This window comes from Mesorhizobium sp. A556 (genome assembly GCF_054489545.1).
Window position 1 is genome coordinate 57512 of record NZ_JBTMXA010000008.1, and the last position, 20985, is coordinate 78496.

The following is a 20985-nucleotide window of genomic DNA, read 5'->3' on the forward strand; positions in this document are numbered from 1 at the left end:
GACTAACGAAGCGGACTTTTTCGATGGACGCTTTCTACGTCTGTTTCTGCATTAAATGCCGAGATCAGGAGCGCATCTTATTGCTCGGGCTGATGCAGGCAAAATAGCGAGACCAGTTGCAGCTCTAGCGCAGGGGCGGATCGCGGATCACGCCAGATGGAGCGGACGTCATCAACCGCTCTTGGTTGAAATATTGCCAAACAGCGCGTTCAAGCCTTCCGCCATTGTCGGGTGCGTTAGGATGGCATCTCGGAGTGCCATGTAGGGAAGCCCAGCGAGCATAGCCGTCTGCACGACAGCCATGACCTCGCCGGCTTCCGAGCCGATCATGGTGAAGCCGAGGATATGATCGTCGGCATCGACAAACGCCTTCATGAACCCCTCGGATTCCGACGTTGTCCGTGTCCGCAGGACCGCCTTTATGGGCAGCTTCGCCACACGCAGTTTCACTCCTTTGGCGCGCGCCTCTTCCTCGCTCATCCCTATCCGGGCAAGCGGCGGGTCGATGAACATGCAATATGGCGTCATCCGATCTTTGGTCGATCGGTTGCCGCCCTTCAGATTGTCGCGGATCACGCGGAAATCATCGAGCGATATATGGGTGAATTGCGGACTTCCCGCACACTCTCCGATTGCCCAAATGTTCGGCGTGGTTGTCTCCAGCCGATCGTTTACACGGATGTAGCCGCGATCCGTAAGCTCGATGCCTACCTCTTCCAAGCCGATTCCTCGCGTATTGGGGACGCGGCCGGCGGCAACCAGAAGATCGGTACCCTTGATCGTTCTGTGGCCACCCGGGGTGTTGATCAGGACATGCAGATGATCGCCGGACCTTCCGTCTACTTGCTCAACTTCGGTAGACAGCAGTACCTCGATGCCTTCCGCCTCCAGAATGCGCTGGACCTCCTTGGAGACGTCCTCATCCTCGCGCTTGGCCAATCGCGAACCACGCTCGACGATGGTGACGTGGCTGCCGAAGCGACGATAAGCCTGGGCGAACTCAAGGCCCACATACCCGCCGCCAAGAACGATCAGATGGTCCGGGATCCGGTCGAGTTCGAGCGCCTCGATATTGGTGAGGGGTTCAGCCTCGGAGAGGCCGGGAATAGGGGGCACGCTCGCACGCGTACCCAGGTTGAGAAACAGTTTTTCAGCGACCAGCCGTCGTGTCCCACCGTCGTTGAGTGACACCTCGACGGTGTGCGGCTCGACGACACGAGCGGCTCCCATGATAAGTTCCGCCCCGGTGGCCTCGTACCGCTCGAGGTGAAAGGCGACGAGGTCGTCGACCATGTCCCGCTTGCGCTGAAGGACCTTCTTCATGTCGATCGATACAGGGCCGGTGGTCACGCCGAACTCTCCGGCGCGGGCAACCATCCTGGCGACCCCGGCGCTCCAGATTTCATTCTTGCTGGGAAGGCAGTTGATGTTGGGGCAGGAACCGCCAATCCAGCGGCGTTCGACCACCGCGGTCCGCTCTCCCGCTTGAGCAAGATGCCACGCGAGATATTTGCCACCTTCACCGCTGCCGATGACAACGGCGTCGTACCGTTCCGCCTTGGACATTGCTGCTCCCTTGAATATTGGAAGTCGAATCCTGGAGGTGGAGCGCCGCTCCAATCACTCATCAGCGATTCTGGATTTCAAAACCCTTGCCCGTTGCGTGATTGGGGTACGAAATCACCCACGGGCATGCACTACGCGTCCTTTGGAAGGACTGAGCGAACCCGTGCTATGAAGACATGGAAATCCTGCATGAAAGTGCGAAGAAAGTCGGCAGTGCTGTCCTTGGTGACTTCGCCGTCATCGGTGATGAGGCCCGGCGTGAACTGGATATAGGCTTCCGGAGCGTTCATCTGGGGCGAGTTGCAGAAACCTAGCACGCTGCGCAAGTTCTGCTGGGCGACGGCGGTGCCGATTGCGCCTGGCGACGTGCCAATCACCGCCGATGGCTTGCGCGTGAACGAATTGGTGCCGTAGGGACGGCTCGCCCAGTCGATCGCATTTTTCAGCCCGCCGGGTATGGAGCGGTTGTATTCGGGTGTGACGAACAGGACGGCATCGACAGCCGCGATTGCCGCCTTGAACGCCTTGCCGGCCGGCGGGTAGTCGGCGTCATAGTCGTAGCTGTAAAGCGGCAAATCCTTGAAGGATATCTCAGACATTTCGAGCTCCGGCGGAGAAAGCCGCACCAGTGCCTTGGCGAGTTTGCGGTTGATCGAACCCTTGGCGAGGCTGCCGATAAGATAGCCAACCTTGTGTATCGTCATGGAATTCTCCTGTTTCGTCAAACGGTTGAGGCGCAATCGATACAGCCGCCTGAGCGGGTGGAGGAACCTATGGTCTCCGATTAGGCCGCACTTTCTCGACTTCCTCTCTCGAACGGGTCTTGGGAAGCTCGCCCTTGTCGCCAGTTGGCTTGTTGGCAGGATTTGAGCCGGGCTGCTTCACAGGCTGCTGATCGACCCCTTTGTTTGGATTGGGCGCTGGATCTTCCCTGGTATCGCGAGCCGGCTTGTGCTCCGGATCGACCTTGGGCGGGTTTGGTATCGGGTTCTTTGGGTCTGGCATAGTGATCTCCATGAACATCAATCTCATGAACAAGAGAAAGTTCCCCGCGACGGTGCTACTTCATTGATGCCGAGCGAGCCACCAGCCCGCTGCAAGACGACGACGGAGCGTGGCTATGGCTGGAAGTGCGTAAGCGCGGGGGCCGATAGTTCGGGTGCTATTGGAACTCCGGCATTGCTGAGGTCCAGATCGCCAGGCCGATGATGGCGATGAATACCCAGAAGATCGAGTTGATAAGCATGCGAACAAGGTTGCGATTTTCGTCTTGGGATATGCCAAGGCGGTCGGAGATCATGTCACCAGGCGCAATGAACAGCCAAAGGATTAATCGTCCGAGTTTCGCCATGCAGCGTCCTTGCCTTTAAAACGATCAGCTAACCACCAGTGCTTTTAACCGACAAGCGGCGGATGGTTCAGGTTTCCTTTGCGGACCATGTAATCTGAAATTCGATCTCCTCCTCGCCGTCCCCGCGCTCATGCGCGATGTTGTAGTGTGCTCGCACGGGGACCTGGATTCGCTCGCCGCCAATATCGATCTGAAACCGGTCGCCATTCTCCAACGCGTCTGCGAGGCGTCTGAGCTTTTCAACGAACTCAGGCAGTGGATAGTCCTTTTCGATGTCGCGGTCTTTCTTCATGTTCTCGTCTCCTGCTGGCGGCGCTTAGTCTATATTCGACGCGGAGGTCAGTGGCTTGCACTTAGAGATTTGGCTTAATCAATGCTAGGCCGACGTTGGGGTCGAGTTTCTTCCGAAGGTATTCTGGTGATTCCGTCAGGATCACTTCCAACGTAGGGCGGACCTCGGCGGTTTGAAGGTGTCCGGCCACGGCGCTGCCGTCTCTGCGGCCCAGCACTGTGTGGATATGCAATGCCGGCTGCCCTTCGGGCCCGATCGCAATGTCACCCGTTAGAGATGCAACTTCGACCTGTTCATTCACCTCGATGGGCAGATAGGCTTTTGCCTCCCAATCGAAAAAGGCAAGCGTTGCACGCTTGAAGGCGCCAATTGCTTTGAAGCTTGCGGCTTGTAGCCCTGCCTCCTTGGCAAATGCGGTCAGGCAGGCAGTCACCTCGTCGCCGGTCGAAAGTATGATCGCGTAGGTTTGCTGTCCGTCTGCATCATGGATGAGCTTGCTCTGCATGGGTTTATCTCCGCGGGTCGGTAGCTCGCCATTACGAAACATTTGGCCGATCAAGGGGTTCCAAGCCATGCGTTCGATAACCCACCCTCAGGCCCGTGGCTAAATGGGATCATGTGGCTCAATTGAAAAACAAACAAGGAATTCAAAGATGGCGACCAGGCGCAGTGGTGCTCGCCGTCTCCCGGTTTGAACGAATGGGCGCGGGCAAAGTTCACTGGAGACTGATCATGATTGGAATGGCATCCCGTTGCCCTGTATCGGACATCTCCGGCAAGGTCACCGCGCAGACTGTCCACCGTGACGGCGAACCGCACGACAATGGATGGCAATGGGCGGTTGTTCAATTGGGCAGTCAAAATCGCCCTCAGCAGCGTCGGCGTCGGAGGGGGCTGTTTTCTCGGTGGATGGAGAGAGTTGGCTCCCTGACCATATTCCCGACGCCAGCAATATGATCGCCCGCCGTCTTAACCGGCTGTTCACTACGCCACCGCCACAGTGCCGCGTCTCAGGTAACAAGCCCGCCGTCTCTTAATTGAGGCGGCGGGCTTTTATTCGTGTGGCGTTAGGCAGCCTCGAACCAGCGGTCAGCAAGTCCGTCATAGGGCAGTCGGGTGATATCCCAATGGCTGACAAAGCGCGCATAAGCATCCCAAATCGGTGGACCGCCGCCGATATAAACGACGCGACTTGAAAATCGCTTCAGTGCCTCCTCTGGATCCATGCTGGAACGCAAGACGAATAGCTCCCGATCCGCGCGGGCAAAATCTGGGACGCTAGCGATGGTCTTAGGCCCCGCGGCCAAGACATGGCCCCTTGTTAATTCAAAGAACCGGGCGCATCAGCCTTATATTCAGGCGATTTGTTTCCCTCCCACGGTAAGCTCCCTTCGAGGCCCATTTGCCCCGACAGCCCGATCGCGCAGATCACTCTTACGATGGCCTGATGCAAAATCTCTCCTCCACGCTGCCATTCAACTCGACCGCCGGAACAATCCACGGCAACGACAATTTTTGTGATGAAGGAGAGAGATGGATATCCGATCTAAAAAAGCAAACTCCGAAGACTCAGCGTGAACCTGAGGATAATCCAGACGCGCCCGACAAACCAAATGTCGATCGTAAGATCGATTGCTTGGTTTTCGCCCTCCGAAGGAGGCCGTCGCTGAACAGAAATCTCCGTCTGGCTGGACAACAAGACGCCGCTATTGCATCCTTACCGGCTACGCGAGAAGTAACCCCATCCCCGATGGTGACCAATGGCGGCCGATTACATCATAGGTCCGAACATCGAAAACCCGCGGCTGACGCGAACCGTCACCGGCGTTGACCATCATGGCGAAGAGGTCGCGATTTCGGTTGTCGAAGAGCGGCCCCTCACCATCTTCCTCAACTCGCAGGAGATCGTCACGGCCATGACGATCGGCGACTATCCAGAATATCTGGCGCTAGGTTTCCTGCGTAATCAAGGCATGCTGGACTCTGCTGAAACTGTTACCGGCGTTGAGTATGACGAGGATATCGAGGTCGTCGTGGTGCGGACCGAGAGCCGCACGACGTACGAGGACAAGGTTAAGAAGAAGACCCGCACCAGCGGTTGCGCCGTAGGCACGGTGTTCGGCGATATGATGGAGGGCCTGGAGGGGCTTACGCTTCCCGCCGCGCCGCTCCGTACGTCGTGGCTCTATGCGCTTGCCCATACGATCAATACCACGCCGAGCCTCTATCTCGAAGCGGGCGCGATCCATGGCACAGTGCTGTGCAGAGAGGATCGGCCGCTGGTCTATATGGAAGATGTCGGCCGCCACAACGCGGTGGATAAGATCGCCGGCTGGATGCTGTTCGAAAAAGCGAGTGCTGAAGACAAGATACTCTACACCACCGGACGGCTCACCTCGGAGATGGTGATCAAGACCGCCATGATGGGCATTCCGGTGCTAGCTTCCCGATCGGGCTTCACGGCCTGGGGCGTGGAGATCGCGCGTCAGGTGGGGCTGACGCTGATCGGGCGCCTGCGCGGCAAGCGCTTCATCTGCCTTGCGGGAGAGGAGCGCCTGATCCGGGATGCCGACCCCGAGACCGTACCCGAGGACGAGAAGCGCCATCGCCGCAAGGGCGCATTGATTGACTAGAATCCTGGGTGTCATACTGGCCGGTGGCCGGGCCACCCGAATGGGTGGCGGCGACAAGGGCTTGCTGCGCCTTGGTGATGCGCGGCTGCTTGACCATGTGGTCGCGCGGCTTGGCCCCCAATGCGCGGAACTTGCGATCAACGCCAATGGCGACCCCACGCGGTTTTCGCGCTACGGGCTTCCGGTGATCGCCGATACGTTGCCGGATTATCCGGGACCCCTGGCAGGCGTTCTCGCGGGCCTCGACTGGGCGGCGGAAAACGGGGCGGATGCGATCGTGACGGCGGCGGCGGACACGCCTTTTCTTCCGCGCGACCTCGTCGCGTGCCTTGGCAGTGCTGCGGCGCAGAAGAAAGTTCCCATAGCGTTGGCGGCCTCGCCAGACGAGACGGGAGCACCGCGCCGCCATCCCACCTTCGGCCTGTGGCCGGTGGTCTTGCGCGAAGACCTGCGCGCCGAACTTTCAGGCGGGCTGCGCAAGATCGTGTTGTGGGCCGACCGGCACGGCTACGCGACAGCGCTGTTTGCGGCATCGCCCTTCGATCCCTTTTTCAACGTCAACACGCCGCAGGACATGGCGCGCGCCGAAGCGATTTTGCGCGAAGGGGCGCCATGAGTCTGCCTCCGCTTGTGCCGCCTCGCCTCAGGAACGATTGCTTCGCCCTGCCGGCCGGCATCGACTGGATCCCGGTGGACACCGCGCTCGGCGTGCTGCGGGCGAATCTGTCTCCTGTTGTCGACACCGAGGAACTGGGTGTTTCGGATGCGCTGGGCCGTGTTCTGGCGCGCGATGCAGTCGCCCGCCGCTCGAATCCGCCCGCTGCGAACTCGGCTGTCGACGGATACGGTTTCGCCCACGCCGCCACCGGCGAAGGGCCGCAGACGCTGCCGCTGATCGAGGGGCGCGCGGCGGCTGGTGCACCTTTCGCGGGCCGCGTGCCGGAGGGAATGACGATCCGCATCCTGACCGGCGCGATCCTGCCCGAAGGCGTCGACACCGTGGTGCTGGAGGAGGATACGGCGAGCGACGCCCAGCGCGTCGCCTTCAACGGTCCGATCAAGGCGCGATCCAATACCCGCAAGGCAGGGGAGGATGTGATTGCGGGTGATGTCGCGCTACCGGCCGGGCATCGCCTGCGCCCTCCCGATCTCGCGCTCCTGTCTGCGGTCGGCGCGGCAAGGGTCTCGGTTTTCCGCCCGCTGCGCATGGGCGTGCTGTCCACCGGGGACGAGATCGTGCCCGACGCCGGCGATACCATGCTGGACGCCAGCCGCATCTATGACGCCAATCGGCCGATGCTTTTGGCAATGGCGCGGCGGTGGAACCATGTGCCGGTGGACCTTGGCCATGTCGGCGACGACCGTGCAGCGCTTGCCGCCCGGCTCGACCGGGGTGCGGCGGAAGCGGACGTGATCTTTACCTCCGGCGGAGCATCGGCGGGGGACGAGGATCATGTCTCGGCGTTGTTGCAAGAAGCCGGCGCGCTGCACAGTTGGCGCATTGCCGTAAAGCCGGGCCGGCCGCTGGCGCTCGGTCTGTGGCGGGGCGTTCCGGTGTTCGGCCTGCCTGGAAATCCGGTCGCCGCCTTCGTTTGCACCCTGATATTCGGCCGCCCGGCGCTGTCGGCGCTGGCCGGCGCCGGTTGGGAGGAACCGGCGGGCTTTACGGTTCCGGCGGCTTTCGCGAAGAACAAGTTGCCGGGCCGGCGCGAGTATTTGCGGGCGCGGCTGACACCGGAAGGCCATGCGGAGGCTTTCCGGTCGGAAGGGTCGGGGCGGATCAGCGGGCTTTCCTGGGCCACCGGGCTCGTCGAACTCGCCGATGAGGCGCGCCGGATCGTGCCGGGCGATCCCGTCCGCTTTCTTCCCTACGGCTCGTTCGCATTGTAGGCGGTCGAGGCCATGGCGACCGCCTTTGGTCGCTACCACGCGAAAGCCTTGCCTTGTCGAAGTCGAAGCGGGCTGCTCACCGGAAGCATCACGCGATCCAATGGTTCGACGCACGGCAAAGGGAACTTAAGCCCGTGCCAAGCATTTAGGTTCGAACTTGCATGTCGCACGATGATCCTGCACCTTAAGCATGGAATGCTGCGATCGCTGCCTGAACAATAAGCCAAGGAGCTAGCGATGAGAGAAATCATTCTTGCGGGAGTGTTCGCATTCTCGGCTTCGACTTGTCTGGCACAGACGACCACGGCACCGCAGCCGGCGTCTCCCGAGGCTGCTTCGCCTGCCGTTCAGAGCCCCGCCTTGCAGCAAGGTGGTCCAGCCAATCTGTGTCAGGAAATCCTTCTTTTCATGAAATCACCGCCAGAGGCGGCTGTATCGCCCGGTGCAACGAAACCGGCCACGACCGGCGGCCAACAGGAAAAATCTCAGCAATCGGCATCAAACCAGCAGGGTTCGTCGGCTTTGGCCGGCACGACCGCCACCGACAAAGCTATTTCGGGTGACAGCGGGTCGAATTCTGCGCAGGCGGTTACCGGACAGAAAGGTGTCGCAACCGATGCGCCGGAGCCGGGCAAAGACAACGCCGATTCCGGGTCGGTTGCCAACGCGCCTCAGAAAGAGTCACGGTCGGCACCCACACCCCCCGCCGATGTTACCAGCACGCCCAGGGAATCCGTTCTGACCATGGAGGAGGCCCGGCAACTTGCCGACGCAGGCGATACCGCGCAATGCCAGAAGATGGCTCGTAAAATGAGAGTGGCCGGCGTCTCGATGCCGCCGCCGCTCATTGCATTGGCGGCGTTGGATTTGCAGCATCAGCAGAAATCGGGCGTGGCGACCGAACCTTCCGGGAGTGCGGTGCCGGCGGGCGACGAGTAGGCGAAACGAGGCCAGACCGATGGCAGCCCGACCGGGATGCCTTGACAGACACCAAGAAGTAGGAGGTGGGGATATGGGAATGATCTTGTCGGGAATCGTCGTTACGGGGGCAATCGCCTTTGGCTCCGGCTATTATTTTCTGAATGTACAGCCCGAACAGCCGGCGTGGCAGGTCTACAGCACCGTTAGTACAAGGGTGAGCGATCCCGGCCACAATCTCGTTGGGCAGAATTGGTCGGGCGATCCCGGCAACGTTTCTGCGGGCGATGGCGAGAAAATACCCTCTTAAGGGCGTACGTCCTTTCGGTGACAAGGACACGCTGACGGTTTGATTGAGATCGGGCCGAAAGCCGTCCCACTTTTCGGCGACACAGTGCTGGATTGCATGGATGTAGCTGACTGCGTGTTGTGCGCACGCAAGTCAGCGAAGCCGTCGCTCAACCGCACTTGAACGACGCCAGATGCAATGCCGGACATTGCAAATATCAGCCCCGATCGATGGTCGACTGCGCCCAAATGGATCATATCGATGAAATTGGCCGCACCTCAAGGGTGCGGCCAATTTCTGGGTATCGTCATCGAAGCTGGATATCGGCTGTGCCGCAATTGCTCTACGATACGATGCTTACTTGCGCCAGAGCGGCTGGTCGACCTATTCCGCCGGCTCGGCGGCTGCATGCGACGGCGTTCGGCCGTCGACTTTGCCCTTGGCTTGCTCCTCCTCGACCCAGGCACTGTGGTGTTCCTTGGCCCAATTCAGGTCCACCGTGCCGGACCCCATGGCCTCATAGGCGCCTTCCATGCCGAGCGTGCCGATATAGATATGCGCTATGATGACCGCGACCATGAGGACGCCAATGATGGCATGCACATATTGCGCCATCTGCATGCCGTTGATGTCGGTGAAGGAGAACGGGAACAGCATGTAGATGCCGGAAACCGACAATGAAATCCCGCCCAGAACGACAGACCAGAAGATCAACTTCTGCCCTGTGTTGAAGCGCCCTGCCGGCGGATGCGTCCTGTTCGATTTGTCCAAAAGTCCGCCACCGGACTTTATCCAGTTCGCATCGTAGCGGTCCGGGAGGTTGTGCCAAACCCATACCACCAGCATCACCAGTACGCCGAGCATGAACGCCCAGGAGACGAAGTGGTGCGCATATTTGCCCCAGCTCGACCAGGTCGAAAATGCTTCCGGTCCGATCAGCGGGAGCACCAGACGCCGGCCGAAGATAAGGTTCAAACCCGTAATCGCAAGGACGATGAATGCCGTTGCGGTCGTCCAGTGCATGAGCCGTTCCAGCGCATTGAACCGGAGGATCTTTTGCCCCGATTCACCCGCTTGTGTCCGTACCCGGCCCCTGATGAAGAAGAAAAGCGCAATCGCAAGAAGCATGCCGACAATGGCGATGGCGCCGACCCACGGCAACGTGCTCCGCTGGAAGCTCTGATAGTCGCGGCCCTGAGGCTGTTGCAGGGTCGCGGCTTTCTGGTCCGGTATGGTGATGCGGCCCTGGATCTTGCCGAGTTCATCGAGAAGCTGCTGTTCGCTCACCGCCTGCGCGGCGGGATCGTTGGCCGTCGTACTCTGCGCCCACGCAGGAGCCACCATCAGCCCAAGAACCAGAATGAATGCTGCGACAACCGGCGAAATCAATCGATCAAGGCTCCAGATCCGCATTTGCTCCGTCCTCCCGAACTTGTTTCGCTGCGGGCCCAACCGGCACCCGCTGCCTTGAATTGCTGGAGCATCGCGCCGACCGAAGAGCCGGCTCCCTGCTTTTCCCGATGCTCGATCAAGTGCTGAGCGTCCTTTCGCGCGTCCGCAAGGACGCAGGGCGCTCTAAACTCCGACCGTCTCCCGATAGGCTGTCCGCCAGCCCCATGCACCCGAGCCATAGCCCCGCTGCGTCACCCGTTCCTTGTAGATCTCGGCGATGATCTCGCCGTCACCGGCAAGCAGCGATTTCGTCGAACACATTTCCGCGCAGAGCGGCAGCTTGCCTTCGGCCAGCCGGTTGGCGCCGTATTTCTGGTATTCGATCTCGGTGGAATCCTGCTCCGGCCCAGCTGCGCAGAAGGTGCATTTGTCCATCTTGCCGCGCGAGCCGAAATTGCCGACGCGTGGATATTGCGGCGCGCCGAACGGGCAGGCGTAGAAACAGTAGCCGCAGCCGATGCACAGGTCCTTCGAGTGCAGCACCACCGCATCCGCCGTCGTGTAGAAACAATCGACGGGGCACACCGCCGCGCAAGGCGCGTCGGTGCAGTGCATGCACGCCATCGAGACGGAGCGTTCGCCCGGCTTGCCGTCGTTGATCGTGACGACGCGGCGCCGATTGATGCCCCACGGCACGTCGTTCTCGTTCTTGCAGGCGGTGACGCAGGCGTTGCACTCGATGCACCGTTCGGCGTCGCAAAGGAATTTCATCCGGGCCATCTTCGTTCCTCCCCTACACCGCCGCGATCTGGCAAAGCGTAACCTTCGGCTCCTGCATGCCCGTCGCCGGGTCGTAGCCATAGGTGGTGATGCTGTTGGCGCTTTCGCCGAGAACGTAAGGATCGGTCCCTGCGGGATAATTGGCCCGCAGGTCCTCGCCCTGGAACCAGCCGCCGAAGTGGAAGGGCATGAACGCCACTCCCTTGCCGACACGCTCGGTGACCAGAGCCTTTACCTTGGCCTTGGAGTCGTTTTCCGCACCGCTGACCCAGACCCAGCCGCCGTCGGCGATGCCGCGCGCGGCGGCATCGTCGGGGTTGATCTCGACGAACATGTCCTGCTGCAATTCGGCAAGCCATCGGTTCGAGCGTGTTTCCTCGCCGCCGCCCTCGTATTCGACAAGCCGGCCGGTCGTCAGGATGATCGGGAACGATTTCGCGATGCCGTTGTCTACAGCCGCCTTCTGGACACTGAAGCCGATATTCGGCAGTCGGAACTGCTTGGCGTCCGGATAGGTCGGATACTTGGCGACAAGGTCCACCCTGGGCGTGTAGATCGGCTCGCGATGAACCGGCACTGGGTCCGGCAGGTTCCAGGCCAGCGCCCTGGCCTTGCCGTTGCCGTAGGGATGACAGCCATGGCTGAGCGCCACGCGCTGAATCCCACCGGACAGGTCGGTCGACCACGACACCTTGCCGATGTCGCCCATGTCGTCGCCGATCGTCTGGATGACGCTCAGTTCTTCCGCGGTCAGGTCCCGATCCCAGCCGAGCTTCTGGAGCACGGCCATGGTGAATTCCGGATAGCCGTCGGTGAGTTCGGAGCCTTTCGTGTAGGAACCTTCGGCGAGCAGCGTTTCGCCGTTTCGTTCGACACCGAAGCGGGCGCGGAACGGGCTGCCGCCATCCATGACATGCAGGCCGGTACTGTAGAGGTTGGACGTTCCGGGGTGGCGGATCTCCGGCTTGCCCCAGCACGGCCAGGGCAGGCCGTAATAATCGCCGCCGACCTCCGGGTCGTCCTTCGGCGCGCGCAGTGTGAGGAGGTCGAATTTGTGCTGGTTGCGCATATGCGCCTTGAGCCGCTCCGGCGACTGGCCGCAATAGCCGGTCGACCAACTGCCGCGGTTCATCTCGCGCAGCACGTCCTCGGGCACCGGCCGGTCGCCTTCGACCTTGATGTTCTTGAACATCCAGTCGGCGAGCCCAAGCTTCTTCGACAGCAGGTAAAGGACCTGGTAGTCGTCCTTCTGCTCGAAGCTTGGCGGAACGATCTGCTCACCCCACTGGAGCGCGCGGTTGGAGGCAACCCGCGACCCCGAGGTTTCGAATTGCGTGCAGACCGGCAACAGATAGGTGTTGTCCTTGCGCCCCGCCTTTACCGCGAGCGAGGCCCAGGTCGTGGGGTGGGGATCGGCCACGACGAGCAACTCAAGCCCGGCGAGCCCTTTGATCGATTCCGGTATGCGCGCGATGCTGTTGCTGGCGTGGCCCTGCACGAACATCGACCGCATGATGTCGGGTTGGTCGACGTCTTCCTTCGGCAGCGAAACCGAATCGAACCATCGGGTCAGCGGGATGCCGGGTGTTTCCATCAGTTCTTTGGACGAGAATTGGCCCACCAGGTCGTTATAGGGGATCTCCCAGACGCGTCCCCAATGCTTCCAAGCGCCCTCCGTCAGCCCGTAGTAGAAGGGCAGGGTGACCACATCGAGCCCGATATCCGTCGCGCCCTGAACGTTATCATGGCCGCGGAAGATATTGGCGCCGGTGCCCGGCTTGCCGACATTGCCGGTGGCAAGGCACAGGATGCAGCTCGCCCGCGTATTGGCCGTTCCGACAGTGTGGTGCGTCTGGCCCATGCACCAGATGATCGTGGCCGGCTTCTGGGTGGCGAACGTCTCGGCGATCCGCTTCAGCTGTTCGCCGGGCACACCGGTGATCGTTTCCACCTCGTCCGGGGTGTATTTCGCGACTTCCTTTCGGACCTCGTCCATCCCGTAGACGCGCTGGGCAATGAATTCCTTGTCCTCCCAGCCGTTTTCGAAGATGTGCCAGAGCATCCCCCAGAGCAGGGCAATATCGGTGCCGGACCTGAAGCGGGCGTATTCCGTGGCATGGGCTGCCGTGCGGGTGAAGCGCGGGTCCATGACGATGAGGTTGCCGTTGTTGAGTTCCTTGCCTTCGAGCAGGTGCTGCATGGCGACCGGATGCGCCTCGGCCGGATTGCCGCCCAGGACGAGCATGGTCTTGGAGTTTCTGATATCGTTGTATGAATTGGTCATCGCCCCGTAGCCCCAGGTATTGGCTACGCCGGCAACCGTCGTCGAATGGCAGATGCGCGCCTGGTGGTCCTGGTTGTTCGTCCCCCACAGGGCGGCGAGCTTGCGGAACAGATAGGTGCCTTCGTTGGAGAACTTCGCCGATCCCATCCAGTAGGTGGATTCCGGCCCGGATTTTTCGCGAATCTCGAGAAGCTTGTCGCCGATCCCGTTGATCGCGTCATCCCAGGTGGTGCGCTCCCATTGGCCGTCGACGAGTTTCATGGGGTATTTCAAGCGGCGGTCGCTGTGCACGAGTTCGCGCACGCTGGCGCCCTTGGCGCAATGCGAGCCGCGGTTGAAGGGGCTGTCCCAGGAGGGCTCCTGGCCGGTCCACACGCCGTTCTGGATCTCGGCCGTCACCGTGCACCCTACGGAGCAGTGGGTGCAGATGCTCTTCCTGAGTTCGATAGGCACGCCCGGTTCCGGGTGGCTGATCTCGGCGGCCTTGACCGTGCCGAGATGGAACGCGCCCAGCGACGCAAGGCCGCCAGCAGTGAGGCCGGACCGGCGAAGGAATGTCCGTCGATCCATGGAGGCCGCCGCCAAGCCGCCGGTGAGAGCCTGCAGTCGCGTGCGGCTTGCCTGTCCACTCTTGCGCTTCGTCAGCATGGCAACCTCACTTGTGCTCGGGATAGCGATTAACGCGATAGTAGGCCTTGATGTGATCGGTTTCCTGATAGCGAGCCCGCATCTCCTCGGTGCCGGGATCATAGGCAAGCGCCTCGGTGGGGGTGAGCGCGACCGTCGCGACAGCGGCGGTCGATGCGCCGCCGAATGCCCTAAGGAAGTTGCGTCGGCTCAATGCCGCTTGCTGCTTGTCCTGCATCTTCCACCCTCCCACTTAGCGGGGGCATTGCGCCCCGGCATGCGTCTATGCGCTTCGTCGCGCCTCCATGGCGAACGCTTCGCTTTCGATCTCGATGAAAAGCCGCCCGACCGTGCCGACCGACCGGTAGAATTTGGCGGCTTTCGCGCTTTCGAGATCGCCGAAGATACGCGCGGCCCACGGCTCGACATGGCGTTCGAAGAAGTGCTGCTCTTCACCGCCTGAAATACTGAAGCGATTGCTGGCAAAGCCGCTCATCATCTCGCATATGCTGCCGAGATGATCCTCAGGTTCGCAATGGCCATCGGCGCGCGCGATGCCGAAGCGGATCATGTCGCCGCGCAGGCGCGCAAGCGGCCGCTCGTTGAGGAAACCGGTGAGGTAATAGGACGCGTAGGGAAGAAGCTCGCCGCGTCCCACGCCGATAAACAGCTCGAAATATTCGCGCTTGACCGCCTCCGGGGAGGTCGATGCCGCTGCCTGCGCAAGTGCATTGTGGGCGCGGCCAAGCGGCGTATCGCCGTTGTCTTGCAAGCATGAAAGCCGAGAGAGTTGGCTGCTATCGGGCGGCGTGATCAAAAGCGAGGCGAGAAGGGCGTATTCGTCCGACCGGGCCTTGTCGATGTCGTCGAGAACAGTCGTCGTGCTTACGCCGAAGATCGAAGCATTCGCTTCATCCGACCGTTCTCGTGCCTGACCTAAAGGCAAGTCTGGGTTCATTGTCTGACCTTGACTGCGTTGCCTGCGATTGGGTCACCCATAGTAACCAGACAGCCAGTGAATGCAACAGTCCGGTCTTGCAGGCTATTGCATATGGCTACATATGACGTCTCTTTGCTATTCTTACCCTCCCTAAATGCCTTCGGCGAATGCCGGTCAGCGCGGCATCGCCCCGCCGTGGCGGGGTCGGGCGAAGGGCTCGGGAAGCTGGGATGAACTGCTCCCAACCAGCAAAAGCGAGCGTGCCTCTCCTTCGACCGACAAGCTGACATCTGCTCCCGCGACGACAGGTAGTGGCTCCGCTCCAGGCATCTCATCCGAAGGCGGTCGCTCCGCCGGCGAAACCTCCGACTCCTCGATGGTGGGCGCCGCATCACTGGGTTGTTCCTGCGACGCACCGGCTCCCTGTGCGCCTTCGACCGGTTTCGTAGCGGTATCGATGGCACGCGCCGCTTTCGACAGGAAACCGACGACGGTTTCCTTCGCGTCGAGCGGGCCGAACCCTGCCATCGAGCCTGGCTGGTTGAAGTCCCAGGCATATTCCGATGGGCCGACATAGTCGCGGATTCCGGGGTCGAGCGACCATATCCTGCGCAGGGCAGCCCGCTTCAGCGCCATGGGCACGCCCTTTTTCAGGAAAGCCATAACGTCGCTTTCGGCCGTCAGGTCTTCGACGCGCGGAAGGGACTCCACCACCTCCGCGTCAAGCTCCTCTGCTTCCGTCTCGGACAGGCTGGATTCTGGAACGGGCGTGTCGTCCCCTGCGGCGATCTCGCCTGATGCGTGTTCCGCGTCTTGGGGCGCAGGCGCTTCATCGAGCCGTGTGGCCAGTTTGCGGCGCGACCAGCGGGCAAGAATATTGTCGTCACCACCGGTCATTCCTCGTCGTCCCTGTGATCTGGACCAGGACCTCGCCTGGCCATGGCTTCCGGGTCTGCCCGGTCACGCTTGCGCTTGACGAACGGCCGTTCGACGTGATGCGCCTCCACGAATGTGGCAAGGCGTTGCTGTATCTCGACCGGCATGGGAACGGCATCGACGATGTCCGTGTCGGTCGCCGTCAGCGCCTCGGCTTCGGATGAATCTGCCGTCACCAGACGCACCACGACGCCGGGAGCCGCATCTGTGTGCCGGAGCGCGATCCAGAGGCTGGGCCGTTGCGAACGCAGATTTTCCCTGTACATCGTCGTGTCCGTTCCGAAGAATTCGATCGCGAACGTTCCCGCATAATACCGTACAAGCTTAGCCGTCTGTTCCAGGACCGTCCATGGCGTCGCGGCCGGCGCGCCCACCAGCACTGCGACAGGCACCCAGGCGTGATCGACCCACGGGTTGTCCAGAGTCCGCCGCTCCACGACGACACCAATTTCTACCGTTTCCCGTGCCATGCAGCACTCCTAACTCGCAGGTGCCACGGCGCGAAGCGGCAGGCCGACGATGAGATTTTGCGGCTTCATGCGGATCGTTCGGTCGGGCGTCATCGCCAGGATCAGCCAAATCGGCTGCGACCCCACTTCCGGGCTGACTTCGCCCATGTCGGAAAAACTGAGCCGGAATAACGCTATGATGCGCTCGGCCGTCTCGGGGTCGAGTTCCTCGCCTCGCCACAGCGCATTGCCGATGCGCGTCGCCTCGGCGTCCAGGCCGACGAACCACGCCCAGTTGTCGTCCTCTATCCGCTCGACCGGTTCGATCGTCACCTCAACGGCGAGCAGATGCCGTATCCAGGCTTGCATCGCAGCAGCGATGGCGAGCCGTGCCGCGCTGTCGGCCGGCCCGAGACGGAGCACCATGTCGAAGGCGTCGCTTCTGCCGAAATAGCTGCCGGCATTTTCCTCCTCGAGGATATCGAGTTCGGTAACGGCTGGCCCGCCGAGCATGCTCAAGAGCGGCGAGGCGTGGCGGTTCTGCTCGTGAACCTCTATGGTTTCCGCATCGGCAAGCAGCAGCGCTCCTTCGTGGAAGCTTGCCCGCTGCGTGCGATAGAACAGTTCGGCCGCACGCAGCACAGCGGGTTCGTTTATGCCGTCGAGCGCATTGCGCAGCACCACCTGTGCAAGCTGGTTCATGAAAAGCGGAGGCGTGTCGGCCGCCGAACCGCGCACCAGTTGCAGATAGGCGGCTTCAAGCGAGGGCGCGGCGATAAGCCGATCACGGAAGGCGATCATAAAGGCCCAGTTCTCCCGTGCGTCCGGGTCGTCCAGCGCGTCAATCTCGCTCTGCCCGACCGGACGGCGCGGATGATGCATCAGAAGTTCATGGTGGAGCCGAAGTTCCGCTTCGCACGCCTCTTCCGGCGGAAGCAGTTCCGACCGCGCCAGATAAGCCTTGAGGAAGGCATCGGTCAAAACAAGCCGGCCTGCCTCATCCCGATCAAGGAGATGGTGGCCCGAAGAAATCCAGAAATCCTTCACTTAGTGCTTTCCCGCCAATGCCCGGATATCGAGTTCTTCCATGGGACCGTCTTCTTCGTCGATCTCGATGACGCGGAATGCCGTCGCCATATCGAGCCGGCCCACCTTCTGATGAAGGGTACGAAACGACTCCCGGATGCCAGTCTGCTCGCTGGCGCGGTGGAGGGCAAGCAGGGTGTTAGGCGGGTGATCGCAAAGCGATTGCGCAAAAGCGACTTCTTCTTCAGCGGCCGAGCGTGCGGTATCGAGATCGGGCGCCCCGCAATGCGCGACTAGCTGTTCGGCCAGGCGCTCGACTGCCGCCGCGCGTTCCTGCGCGCTTACCTCGGTCACGACCGCGAGGGTGGACCAGCCGAAGCTGTCGATGCCGAGGAAGCCGGCGCGAAAAGCCTGTCGTTCCTTGCCGGTGAGGATTTCGGGGTCGGTGTTGAAGAAAAGGAATGTGCCGGTTACCGCCCATTCGCCCGGTTCAGCGGCGCGCGAATAGACGAACGTATCGGAAGGGTCGAGGCGAATGGTGCGTGGCAGTTTCAAAGCCATGGCATTTCCGTCGCGGGATCGAGCCAGGAGCAGGACGCAAGCGCCTCCGCCAGATTTTGCCTTGTGGCGGGTACCTGACCGGGTTTCGCCTGAACCAGCCGATCCCCGTTGTCGGCGATCCGCGCATCATGCCCCCCCGGCGACACACGGTCCAGCCAGCGCCTGGCCAGCGGCGCAAAGCCGGTCTCTTTCCATTCATCGAACCCAACCATCAGGTGGCGCGAAAAGCTGGCAAGGATCCCGCCGGCGTCGATGGCTTCGAAGCCCAGTTCGTCGAGCGCGCCGAACAGCGGCCGCAGGCCAGCCTCGTCGACGCGGACGGCCGAAGTGCGGATCATGGCCGAGAAGACGAGCCAGGCCGGTATCTCGGCCTCGCCCGTTCCCTCAGGCCAGCCCAGCCGTCCACCGCCAACCAGAACCCCGTCGACGCGGATGGCGTCCGGCCAGTCGAAGGAGACAGGGCGCGACGGCGGCGCATGCGTGGCGAGCGCATCGGCCAGCGCGTTCATGCCGGCATAGATGGCCAGGCGCGCCTGCGCGAGCGGAATTTCGGGCTCCAGAACGACCGCGAATTCGACCAGGTCCTGGCGGCGCACCCAGACCAGCGTTCCTGCCCCCCGTTCTTCGGCAATGGCGCAAGCATGCGCGAAAGCGTCGCCGGATTCGCGCAACGTGATGAGGCTGTACGGCGGCGGCAGGTCGATAGGGTCGTCTGTCACCGAAGCGTGCTGAAACATGATGCCGGTCCATTTCTGATGACGGCGGGCCTTTTGTCCTTATAATGCGTCCCGGGTGGAGACGCTACCGCAGTTGGCGTCGCCGCGATGCGGGGAGGAAAGCCATGAACCCGGACAAACCACGCACGGTCTTCGTTTGCTCCTGTGAACGCAGCATGCCGGACTTCGGCAACAGCGTGGCCCGTGGATGCGCGAGCGCCCAGGTCCAATCCGGAAATCAGTTCTGCGGCGCCGAACTCGAACGCGTCAAAAGCGCGTTGAGTGCAGGCGAAGCCGTTACGATTGCCTGCACGCAGCAAGCGCCGCTTTTCCTTGAGGTCGCCCAGGATGTCGGCTTTGCGGGCGAGCTTGCTTTTGTCAACATCCGTGAGACGGCAGGCTGGTCGAAGCAAGGCGCATCCGCCGGACCGAAGGCAGCGGCACTCGTGGCGATGGCGGCGGAACCGGTCAATTCGCCGGCACACGTTACGCTTGCGAGCAACGGCGTCGTGCTCGTCTATGGCCGGGACGACGCGGCGATCGAAGCTGGACGGCAACTTGCCGACACGATGGATGTCACGGTACTGCTGACCCGGCCGGACGATGTTGTACCCAACCGCGTGTGGGATTTCCCTGTCGTTCAGGGCACGATCCGCAATGCGCGCGGGCATCTGGGCGCCTTCGAACTGACGATCGACAACTTCGCGATTCCGTCGCCGTCGTCGCGCGAGCGCCTGCGCTTCGGCGTACCGCGCGATGGCGCGCTATCGGAAGCGGAAGTAATTCTCGACCTTTCTGGCAACGCTCCCCTGTTTCCGGCCCACGAACTGCGCGCCGGCTATCTCAGGGCTGATCCGGCTGACCGCGCCGGCCTCGCTGCCGCGATCGCCAAGGCCACCGGTTTCGTCGGGGAATTCGACAAGCCCCGCTACATCGAGTTTTCCGCCGATCTGTGTGCCCATTCGCGCTCGCATATCACCGGCTGTACGCGTTGCCTCGACCTGTGCCCGACGGGTGCGATCACGCCCGCCGGCGACCATGTCGCGATCGATGCGGATGTCTGCGCCGGTTGTGGCAGTTGCGCGGCCGTGTGTCCGACCGGGGCCGCTGCCTACGCATTCCCGGATGCGCAAGCCCAACTCCGGCGGCTGCGCACGCTGCTGCTCACCTTTCGAGAAGCAGGTGGCAGTAATCCGATTGTGCTGTTTCATGATGGCGATCATGGCGAACCGCTCATCGATGCGCTGGCGCGCTTCGGCCCGGGGCTGCCCGCCAATGTGCTGCCGGTCGCCGTAAACGAAATAACGCAATTGGGGGTCGAAGCGTGGACCGCGCCCGTCGCCTGGGGGGCGGTGGCGGTCAGGGCGCTCGCTTCGTCGAAGGCCAAACACGACCTGACTGGCCTCGCCAGAAACGTCACCATCGCCAATCTTCTTGGAAAAGCACTGGGTTACGGAGAAGATGTCTGCGGCGTGATCGAAGCGGACGATCCCGATATTCTGGAAGCGGCGCTGGGCCAGATGACACCGGATGCGCCCCAACGAAAGCCCGCGACCTTCCTGCCGCTCGGTGACAAACGCAGCCTGCTGAAAAGTTCGGTGATCGAACTGTACGAGGCCGCACCAACACCGGTAGCGCGCACAGGATTACCGGTGGACGCGCCGTTTGGCGGGCTCGACGTCAATGTCGAAGCCTGCACGCTGTGCCTTTCATGCGTGTCGGCCTGTCCAACGGGCGCGCTTTCCGACAGCGAGGAAAAGCCGGCCCTGTATTTTACCGAGAGCGCCTGCGTCCAGTGCGGGCTCTGCGCCTCGACTTGCCCGGAAAAGGCCATCACGCTCGAGCCACAACTGGACTTCCAAGCCTGGAAAGCGCCGCGCCGGGTGGTCAAGCAGGAGGAGCCCTTCCATTGCATCCGCTGCGACACGCCGTTCGGGACGAAAAGCACCGTCGAGCGCATCGTGGCCAAGCTGGAAGGCAAGCACTGGATGTTTGCCGGCGAGAATGCAAGGCGGCTCGACGTCGTGCGCATGTGCGATAACTGTCGTGTCGAAGCGGTCATGACCGAAGGTTTCGACCCTTACGAAGCGTCAAGCCGCCCAGTTCCGCGAACGACGGAGGATTATTTGCGGGCGCGCGACGAGTCGGCAAACAAACTGGTCTGAGTTCAGTGGTAGCGGGTTTCGGCCTGCAAACAATAGCAGCGTATTACTGGGGTAGCGGATCGTGGGCATCGCTTTGATTGCACGCCAGGCTGTTCCATGCTCGACTGGCGGCGGCATCCGTTGCAGGAACGAGCCTGCCGGATCGTCCTTACCCGTTCACGTGTTCGAGG

Annotated in this window: 21 protein-coding genes and 1 pseudogene; 6 read left to right on the top strand and 16 right to left on the bottom strand. The window is 61.8% G+C overall.

Annotated elements, in window-relative coordinates; genetic code table 11:
* Positions 1–171 precede the first annotated feature (171 nt).
* The 6 genes and pseudogenes from ACX3P0_RS16445 to ACX3P0_RS16470 form a co-directional block, all read right to left on the bottom strand.
* Positions 172–1566 carry a mercuric reductase gene (locus tag ACX3P0_RS16445; RefSeq protein WP_459090090.1) on the bottom strand — a complete coding sequence of 465 codons (1395 nt, stop codon included), beginning with the start codon at positions 1564–1566 and terminating at the stop codon, positions 172–174.
* A gap of 131 nt (positions 1567–1697) precedes the next feature.
* Complete coding sequence (locus ACX3P0_RS16450) at positions 1698–2270, bottom strand: NADPH-dependent FMN reductase (protein ID WP_459090092.1); 573 nt, start codon at positions 2268–2270, stop codon at positions 1698–1700.
* Positions 2271–2728: 458 nt separating this feature from the next.
* Positions 2729–2917 (bottom strand): hypothetical protein, encoded by a 189-nt coding sequence (locus ACX3P0_RS16455; protein WP_459090094.1) that lies wholly within the window; start codon positions 2915–2917, stop codon positions 2729–2731.
* Between the two features lie 67 nt (positions 2918–2984).
* Positions 2985–3209: an amphi-Trp domain-containing protein gene (locus ACX3P0_RS16460; protein WP_459090096.1), complete on the bottom strand. Its 225-nt coding sequence runs from the start codon at positions 3207–3209 to the stop codon at positions 2985–2987.
* Between the two features lie 61 nt (positions 3210–3270).
* Positions 3271–3714: a PPC domain-containing DNA-binding protein gene (locus tag ACX3P0_RS16465; protein WP_459090098.1), complete on the bottom strand. Its 444-nt coding sequence runs from the start codon at positions 3712–3714 to the stop codon at positions 3271–3273.
* A gap of 562 nt (positions 3715–4276) precedes the next feature.
* Positions 4277–4662, bottom strand: a pseudogene (locus ACX3P0_RS16470) (diacylglycerol kinase).
* Positions 4663–4969: 307 nt separating this feature from the next.
* Here ACX3P0_RS16470 and ACX3P0_RS16475 point away from each other — a divergent pair.
* The 5 genes from ACX3P0_RS16475 (at position 4970) to ACX3P0_RS16495 (ending at position 8960) form a co-directional block, all read left to right on the top strand.
* A complete protein-coding gene (locus tag ACX3P0_RS16475) occupies positions 4970–5842 on the top strand; it encodes a formate dehydrogenase accessory sulfurtransferase FdhD (RefSeq protein WP_459090100.1) in 873 nt (290 codons plus the stop codon).
* Positions 5835–6458, top strand: coding sequence for a molybdenum cofactor guanylyltransferase MobA (gene mobA / locus ACX3P0_RS16480; RefSeq protein WP_459081414.1), 624 nt, complete (start codon positions 5835–5837; stop codon positions 6456–6458). The genes ACX3P0_RS16475 and mobA overlap by 8 nt, the downstream gene beginning before the upstream one ends.
* Positions 6455–7732, top strand: coding sequence for a molybdopterin-binding protein (locus tag ACX3P0_RS16485; protein WP_459090102.1), 1278 nt, complete (start codon positions 6455–6457; stop codon positions 7730–7732). The genes mobA and ACX3P0_RS16485 overlap by 4 nt, the downstream gene beginning before the upstream one ends.
* Positions 7733–7969: 237 nt before the next feature.
* A complete protein-coding gene (locus ACX3P0_RS16490; RefSeq protein ID WP_459090104.1) occupies positions 7970–8671 on the top strand; it encodes a hypothetical protein in 702 nt (233 codons plus the stop codon).
* Between the two features lie 79 nt (positions 8672–8750).
* Positions 8751–8960, top strand: coding sequence for a hypothetical protein (locus ACX3P0_RS16495; RefSeq protein ID WP_459081411.1), 210 nt, complete (start codon positions 8751–8753; stop codon positions 8958–8960).
* Positions 8961–9323: 363 nt separating this feature from the next.
* Here the strand turns inward: ACX3P0_RS16495 and ACX3P0_RS16500 are convergent, their stop codons facing one another.
* The 10 genes from ACX3P0_RS16500 to ACX3P0_RS16545 all read right to left on the bottom strand — a co-directional run bounded on the left by ACX3P0_RS16500 (position 9324) and on the right by ACX3P0_RS16545 (position 18671).
* A complete protein-coding gene (locus ACX3P0_RS16500; RefSeq protein ID WP_459090106.1) occupies positions 9324–10352 on the bottom strand; it encodes a formate dehydrogenase subunit gamma in 1029 nt (342 codons plus the stop codon).
* A 162-nt stretch (positions 10353–10514) separates the two neighbouring features.
* On the bottom strand, positions 10515–11111 hold the full coding sequence (gene fdh3B, locus ACX3P0_RS16505) for a formate dehydrogenase FDH3 subunit beta (RefSeq protein WP_459081409.1): 597 nt from the start codon (positions 11109–11111) through the stop codon (positions 10515–10517).
* A gap of 13 nt (positions 11112–11124) precedes the next feature.
* Positions 11125–14043, bottom strand: a complete 2919-nt coding sequence (locus tag ACX3P0_RS16510) for a formate dehydrogenase subunit alpha (protein ID WP_459090108.1) — start codon at positions 14041–14043, stop codon at positions 11125–11127.
* Positions 14044–14050: 7 nt separating this feature from the next.
* On the bottom strand, positions 14051–14260 hold the full coding sequence (locus ACX3P0_RS16515) for a formate dehydrogenase (RefSeq protein ID WP_459090110.1): 210 nt from the start codon (positions 14258–14260) through the stop codon (positions 14051–14053).
* A 45-nt stretch (positions 14261–14305) separates the two neighbouring features.
* Positions 14306–14980, bottom strand: a complete 675-nt coding sequence (locus ACX3P0_RS16520; RefSeq protein ID WP_459090111.1) for a TorD/DmsD family molecular chaperone — start codon at positions 14978–14980, stop codon at positions 14306–14308.
* A gap of 156 nt (positions 14981–15136) precedes the next feature.
* Entirely contained in the window at positions 15137–15859 is a 723-nt protein-coding gene (locus tag ACX3P0_RS16525; RefSeq protein ID WP_459090113.1) for a DUF3306 domain-containing protein, read from the bottom strand.
* Positions 15856–16368: a DUF3305 domain-containing protein gene (locus ACX3P0_RS16530; protein WP_459090115.1), complete on the bottom strand. Its 513-nt coding sequence runs from the start codon at positions 16366–16368 to the stop codon at positions 15856–15858. Before ACX3P0_RS16530 ends, ACX3P0_RS16525 begins: the two co-directional genes overlap by 4 nt.
* A gap of 9 nt (positions 16369–16377) precedes the next feature.
* A complete protein-coding gene (locus ACX3P0_RS16535) occupies positions 16378–17394 on the bottom strand; it encodes a DUF6352 family protein (RefSeq protein WP_459090117.1) in 1017 nt (338 codons plus the stop codon).
* Positions 17395–17934, bottom strand: coding sequence for a DUF6505 family protein (locus ACX3P0_RS16540; RefSeq protein WP_459090119.1), 540 nt, complete (start codon positions 17932–17934; stop codon positions 17395–17397). It abuts the gene before it with no gap.
* Positions 17925–18671, bottom strand: coding sequence for a biotin/lipoate--protein ligase family protein (locus ACX3P0_RS16545; protein ID WP_459090121.1), 747 nt, complete (start codon positions 18669–18671; stop codon positions 17925–17927). Before ACX3P0_RS16545 ends, ACX3P0_RS16540 begins: the two co-directional genes overlap by 10 nt.
* A gap of 104 nt (positions 18672–18775) precedes the next feature.
* On the opposite strand from ACX3P0_RS16545, the gene ACX3P0_RS16550 reads away from it, so the two are divergent.
* The gene (locus tag ACX3P0_RS16550) at positions 18776–20815 is read left to right on the top strand and encodes a 4Fe-4S binding protein (protein WP_459090123.1); all 2040 of its coding nucleotides are present in this window, start codon (positions 18776–18778) and stop codon (positions 20813–20815) included.
* The last annotated feature ends 170 nt before the right edge of the window (positions 20816–20985 follow it).

Excerpts from the sequence above, each read along its gene's own strand:
- ACX3P0_RS16445 (WP_459090090.1), bottom strand. The coding sequence starts at position 1,566 with ATGTCCAAGGCGGAACGGTACGACGCCGTTGTCATCGGCAGCGGTGAA.
- ACX3P0_RS16450 (WP_459090092.1), bottom strand. The coding sequence starts at position 2,270 with ATGACGATACACAAGGTTGGCTATCTTATCGGCAGCCTCGCCAAGGGT.
- ACX3P0_RS16455 (WP_459090094.1), bottom strand. The coding sequence starts at position 2,917 with ATGGCGAAACTCGGACGATTAATCCTTTGGCTGTTCATTGCGCCTGGT.
- ACX3P0_RS16460 (WP_459090096.1), bottom strand. The coding sequence starts at position 3,209 with ATGAAGAAAGACCGCGACATCGAAAAGGACTATCCACTGCCTGAGTTC.
- ACX3P0_RS16465 (WP_459090098.1), bottom strand. The coding sequence starts at position 3,714 with ATGCAGAGCAAGCTCATCCATGATGCAGACGGACAGCAAACCTACGCG.
- ACX3P0_RS16475 (WP_459090100.1), top strand. The coding sequence starts at position 4,970 with ATGGCGGCCGATTACATCATAGGTCCGAACATCGAAAACCCGCGGCTG.
- ACX3P0_RS16485 (WP_459090102.1), top strand. The coding sequence starts at position 6,455 with ATGAGTCTGCCTCCGCTTGTGCCGCCTCGCCTCAGGAACGATTGCTTC.
- ACX3P0_RS16490 (WP_459090104.1), top strand. The coding sequence starts at position 7,970 with ATGAGAGAAATCATTCTTGCGGGAGTGTTCGCATTCTCGGCTTCGACT.
- ACX3P0_RS16495 (WP_459081411.1), top strand. The coding sequence starts at position 8,751 with ATGATCTTGTCGGGAATCGTCGTTACGGGGGCAATCGCCTTTGGCTCC.
- ACX3P0_RS16500 (WP_459090106.1), bottom strand. The coding sequence starts at position 10,352 with ATGCGGATCTGGAGCCTTGATCGATTGATTTCGCCGGTTGTCGCAGCA.
- fdh3B (WP_459081409.1), bottom strand. The coding sequence starts at position 11,111 with ATGGCCCGGATGAAATTCCTTTGCGACGCCGAACGGTGCATCGAGTGC.
- ACX3P0_RS16510 (WP_459090108.1), bottom strand. The coding sequence starts at position 14,043 with ATGCTGACGAAGCGCAAGAGTGGACAGGCAAGCCGCACGCGACTGCAG.
- ACX3P0_RS16515 (WP_459090110.1), bottom strand. The coding sequence starts at position 14,260 with ATGCAGGACAAGCAGCAAGCGGCATTGAGCCGACGCAACTTCCTTAGG.
- ACX3P0_RS16520 (WP_459090111.1), bottom strand. The coding sequence starts at position 14,980 with ATGAACCCAGACTTGCCTTTAGGTCAGGCACGAGAACGGTCGGATGAA.
- ACX3P0_RS16525 (WP_459090113.1), bottom strand. The coding sequence starts at position 15,859 with ATGACCGGTGGTGACGACAATATTCTTGCCCGCTGGTCGCGCCGCAAA.
- ACX3P0_RS16530 (WP_459090115.1), bottom strand. The coding sequence starts at position 16,368 with ATGGCACGGGAAACGGTAGAAATTGGTGTCGTCGTGGAGCGGCGGACT.
- ACX3P0_RS16540 (WP_459090119.1), bottom strand. The coding sequence starts at position 17,934 with ATGGCTTTGAAACTGCCACGCACCATTCGCCTCGACCCTTCCGATACG.
- ACX3P0_RS16545 (WP_459090121.1), bottom strand. The coding sequence starts at position 18,671 with ATGTTTCAGCACGCTTCGGTGACAGACGACCCTATCGACCTGCCGCCG.
- ACX3P0_RS16550 (WP_459090123.1), top strand. The coding sequence starts at position 18,776 with ATGAACCCGGACAAACCACGCACGGTCTTCGTTTGCTCCTGTGAACGC.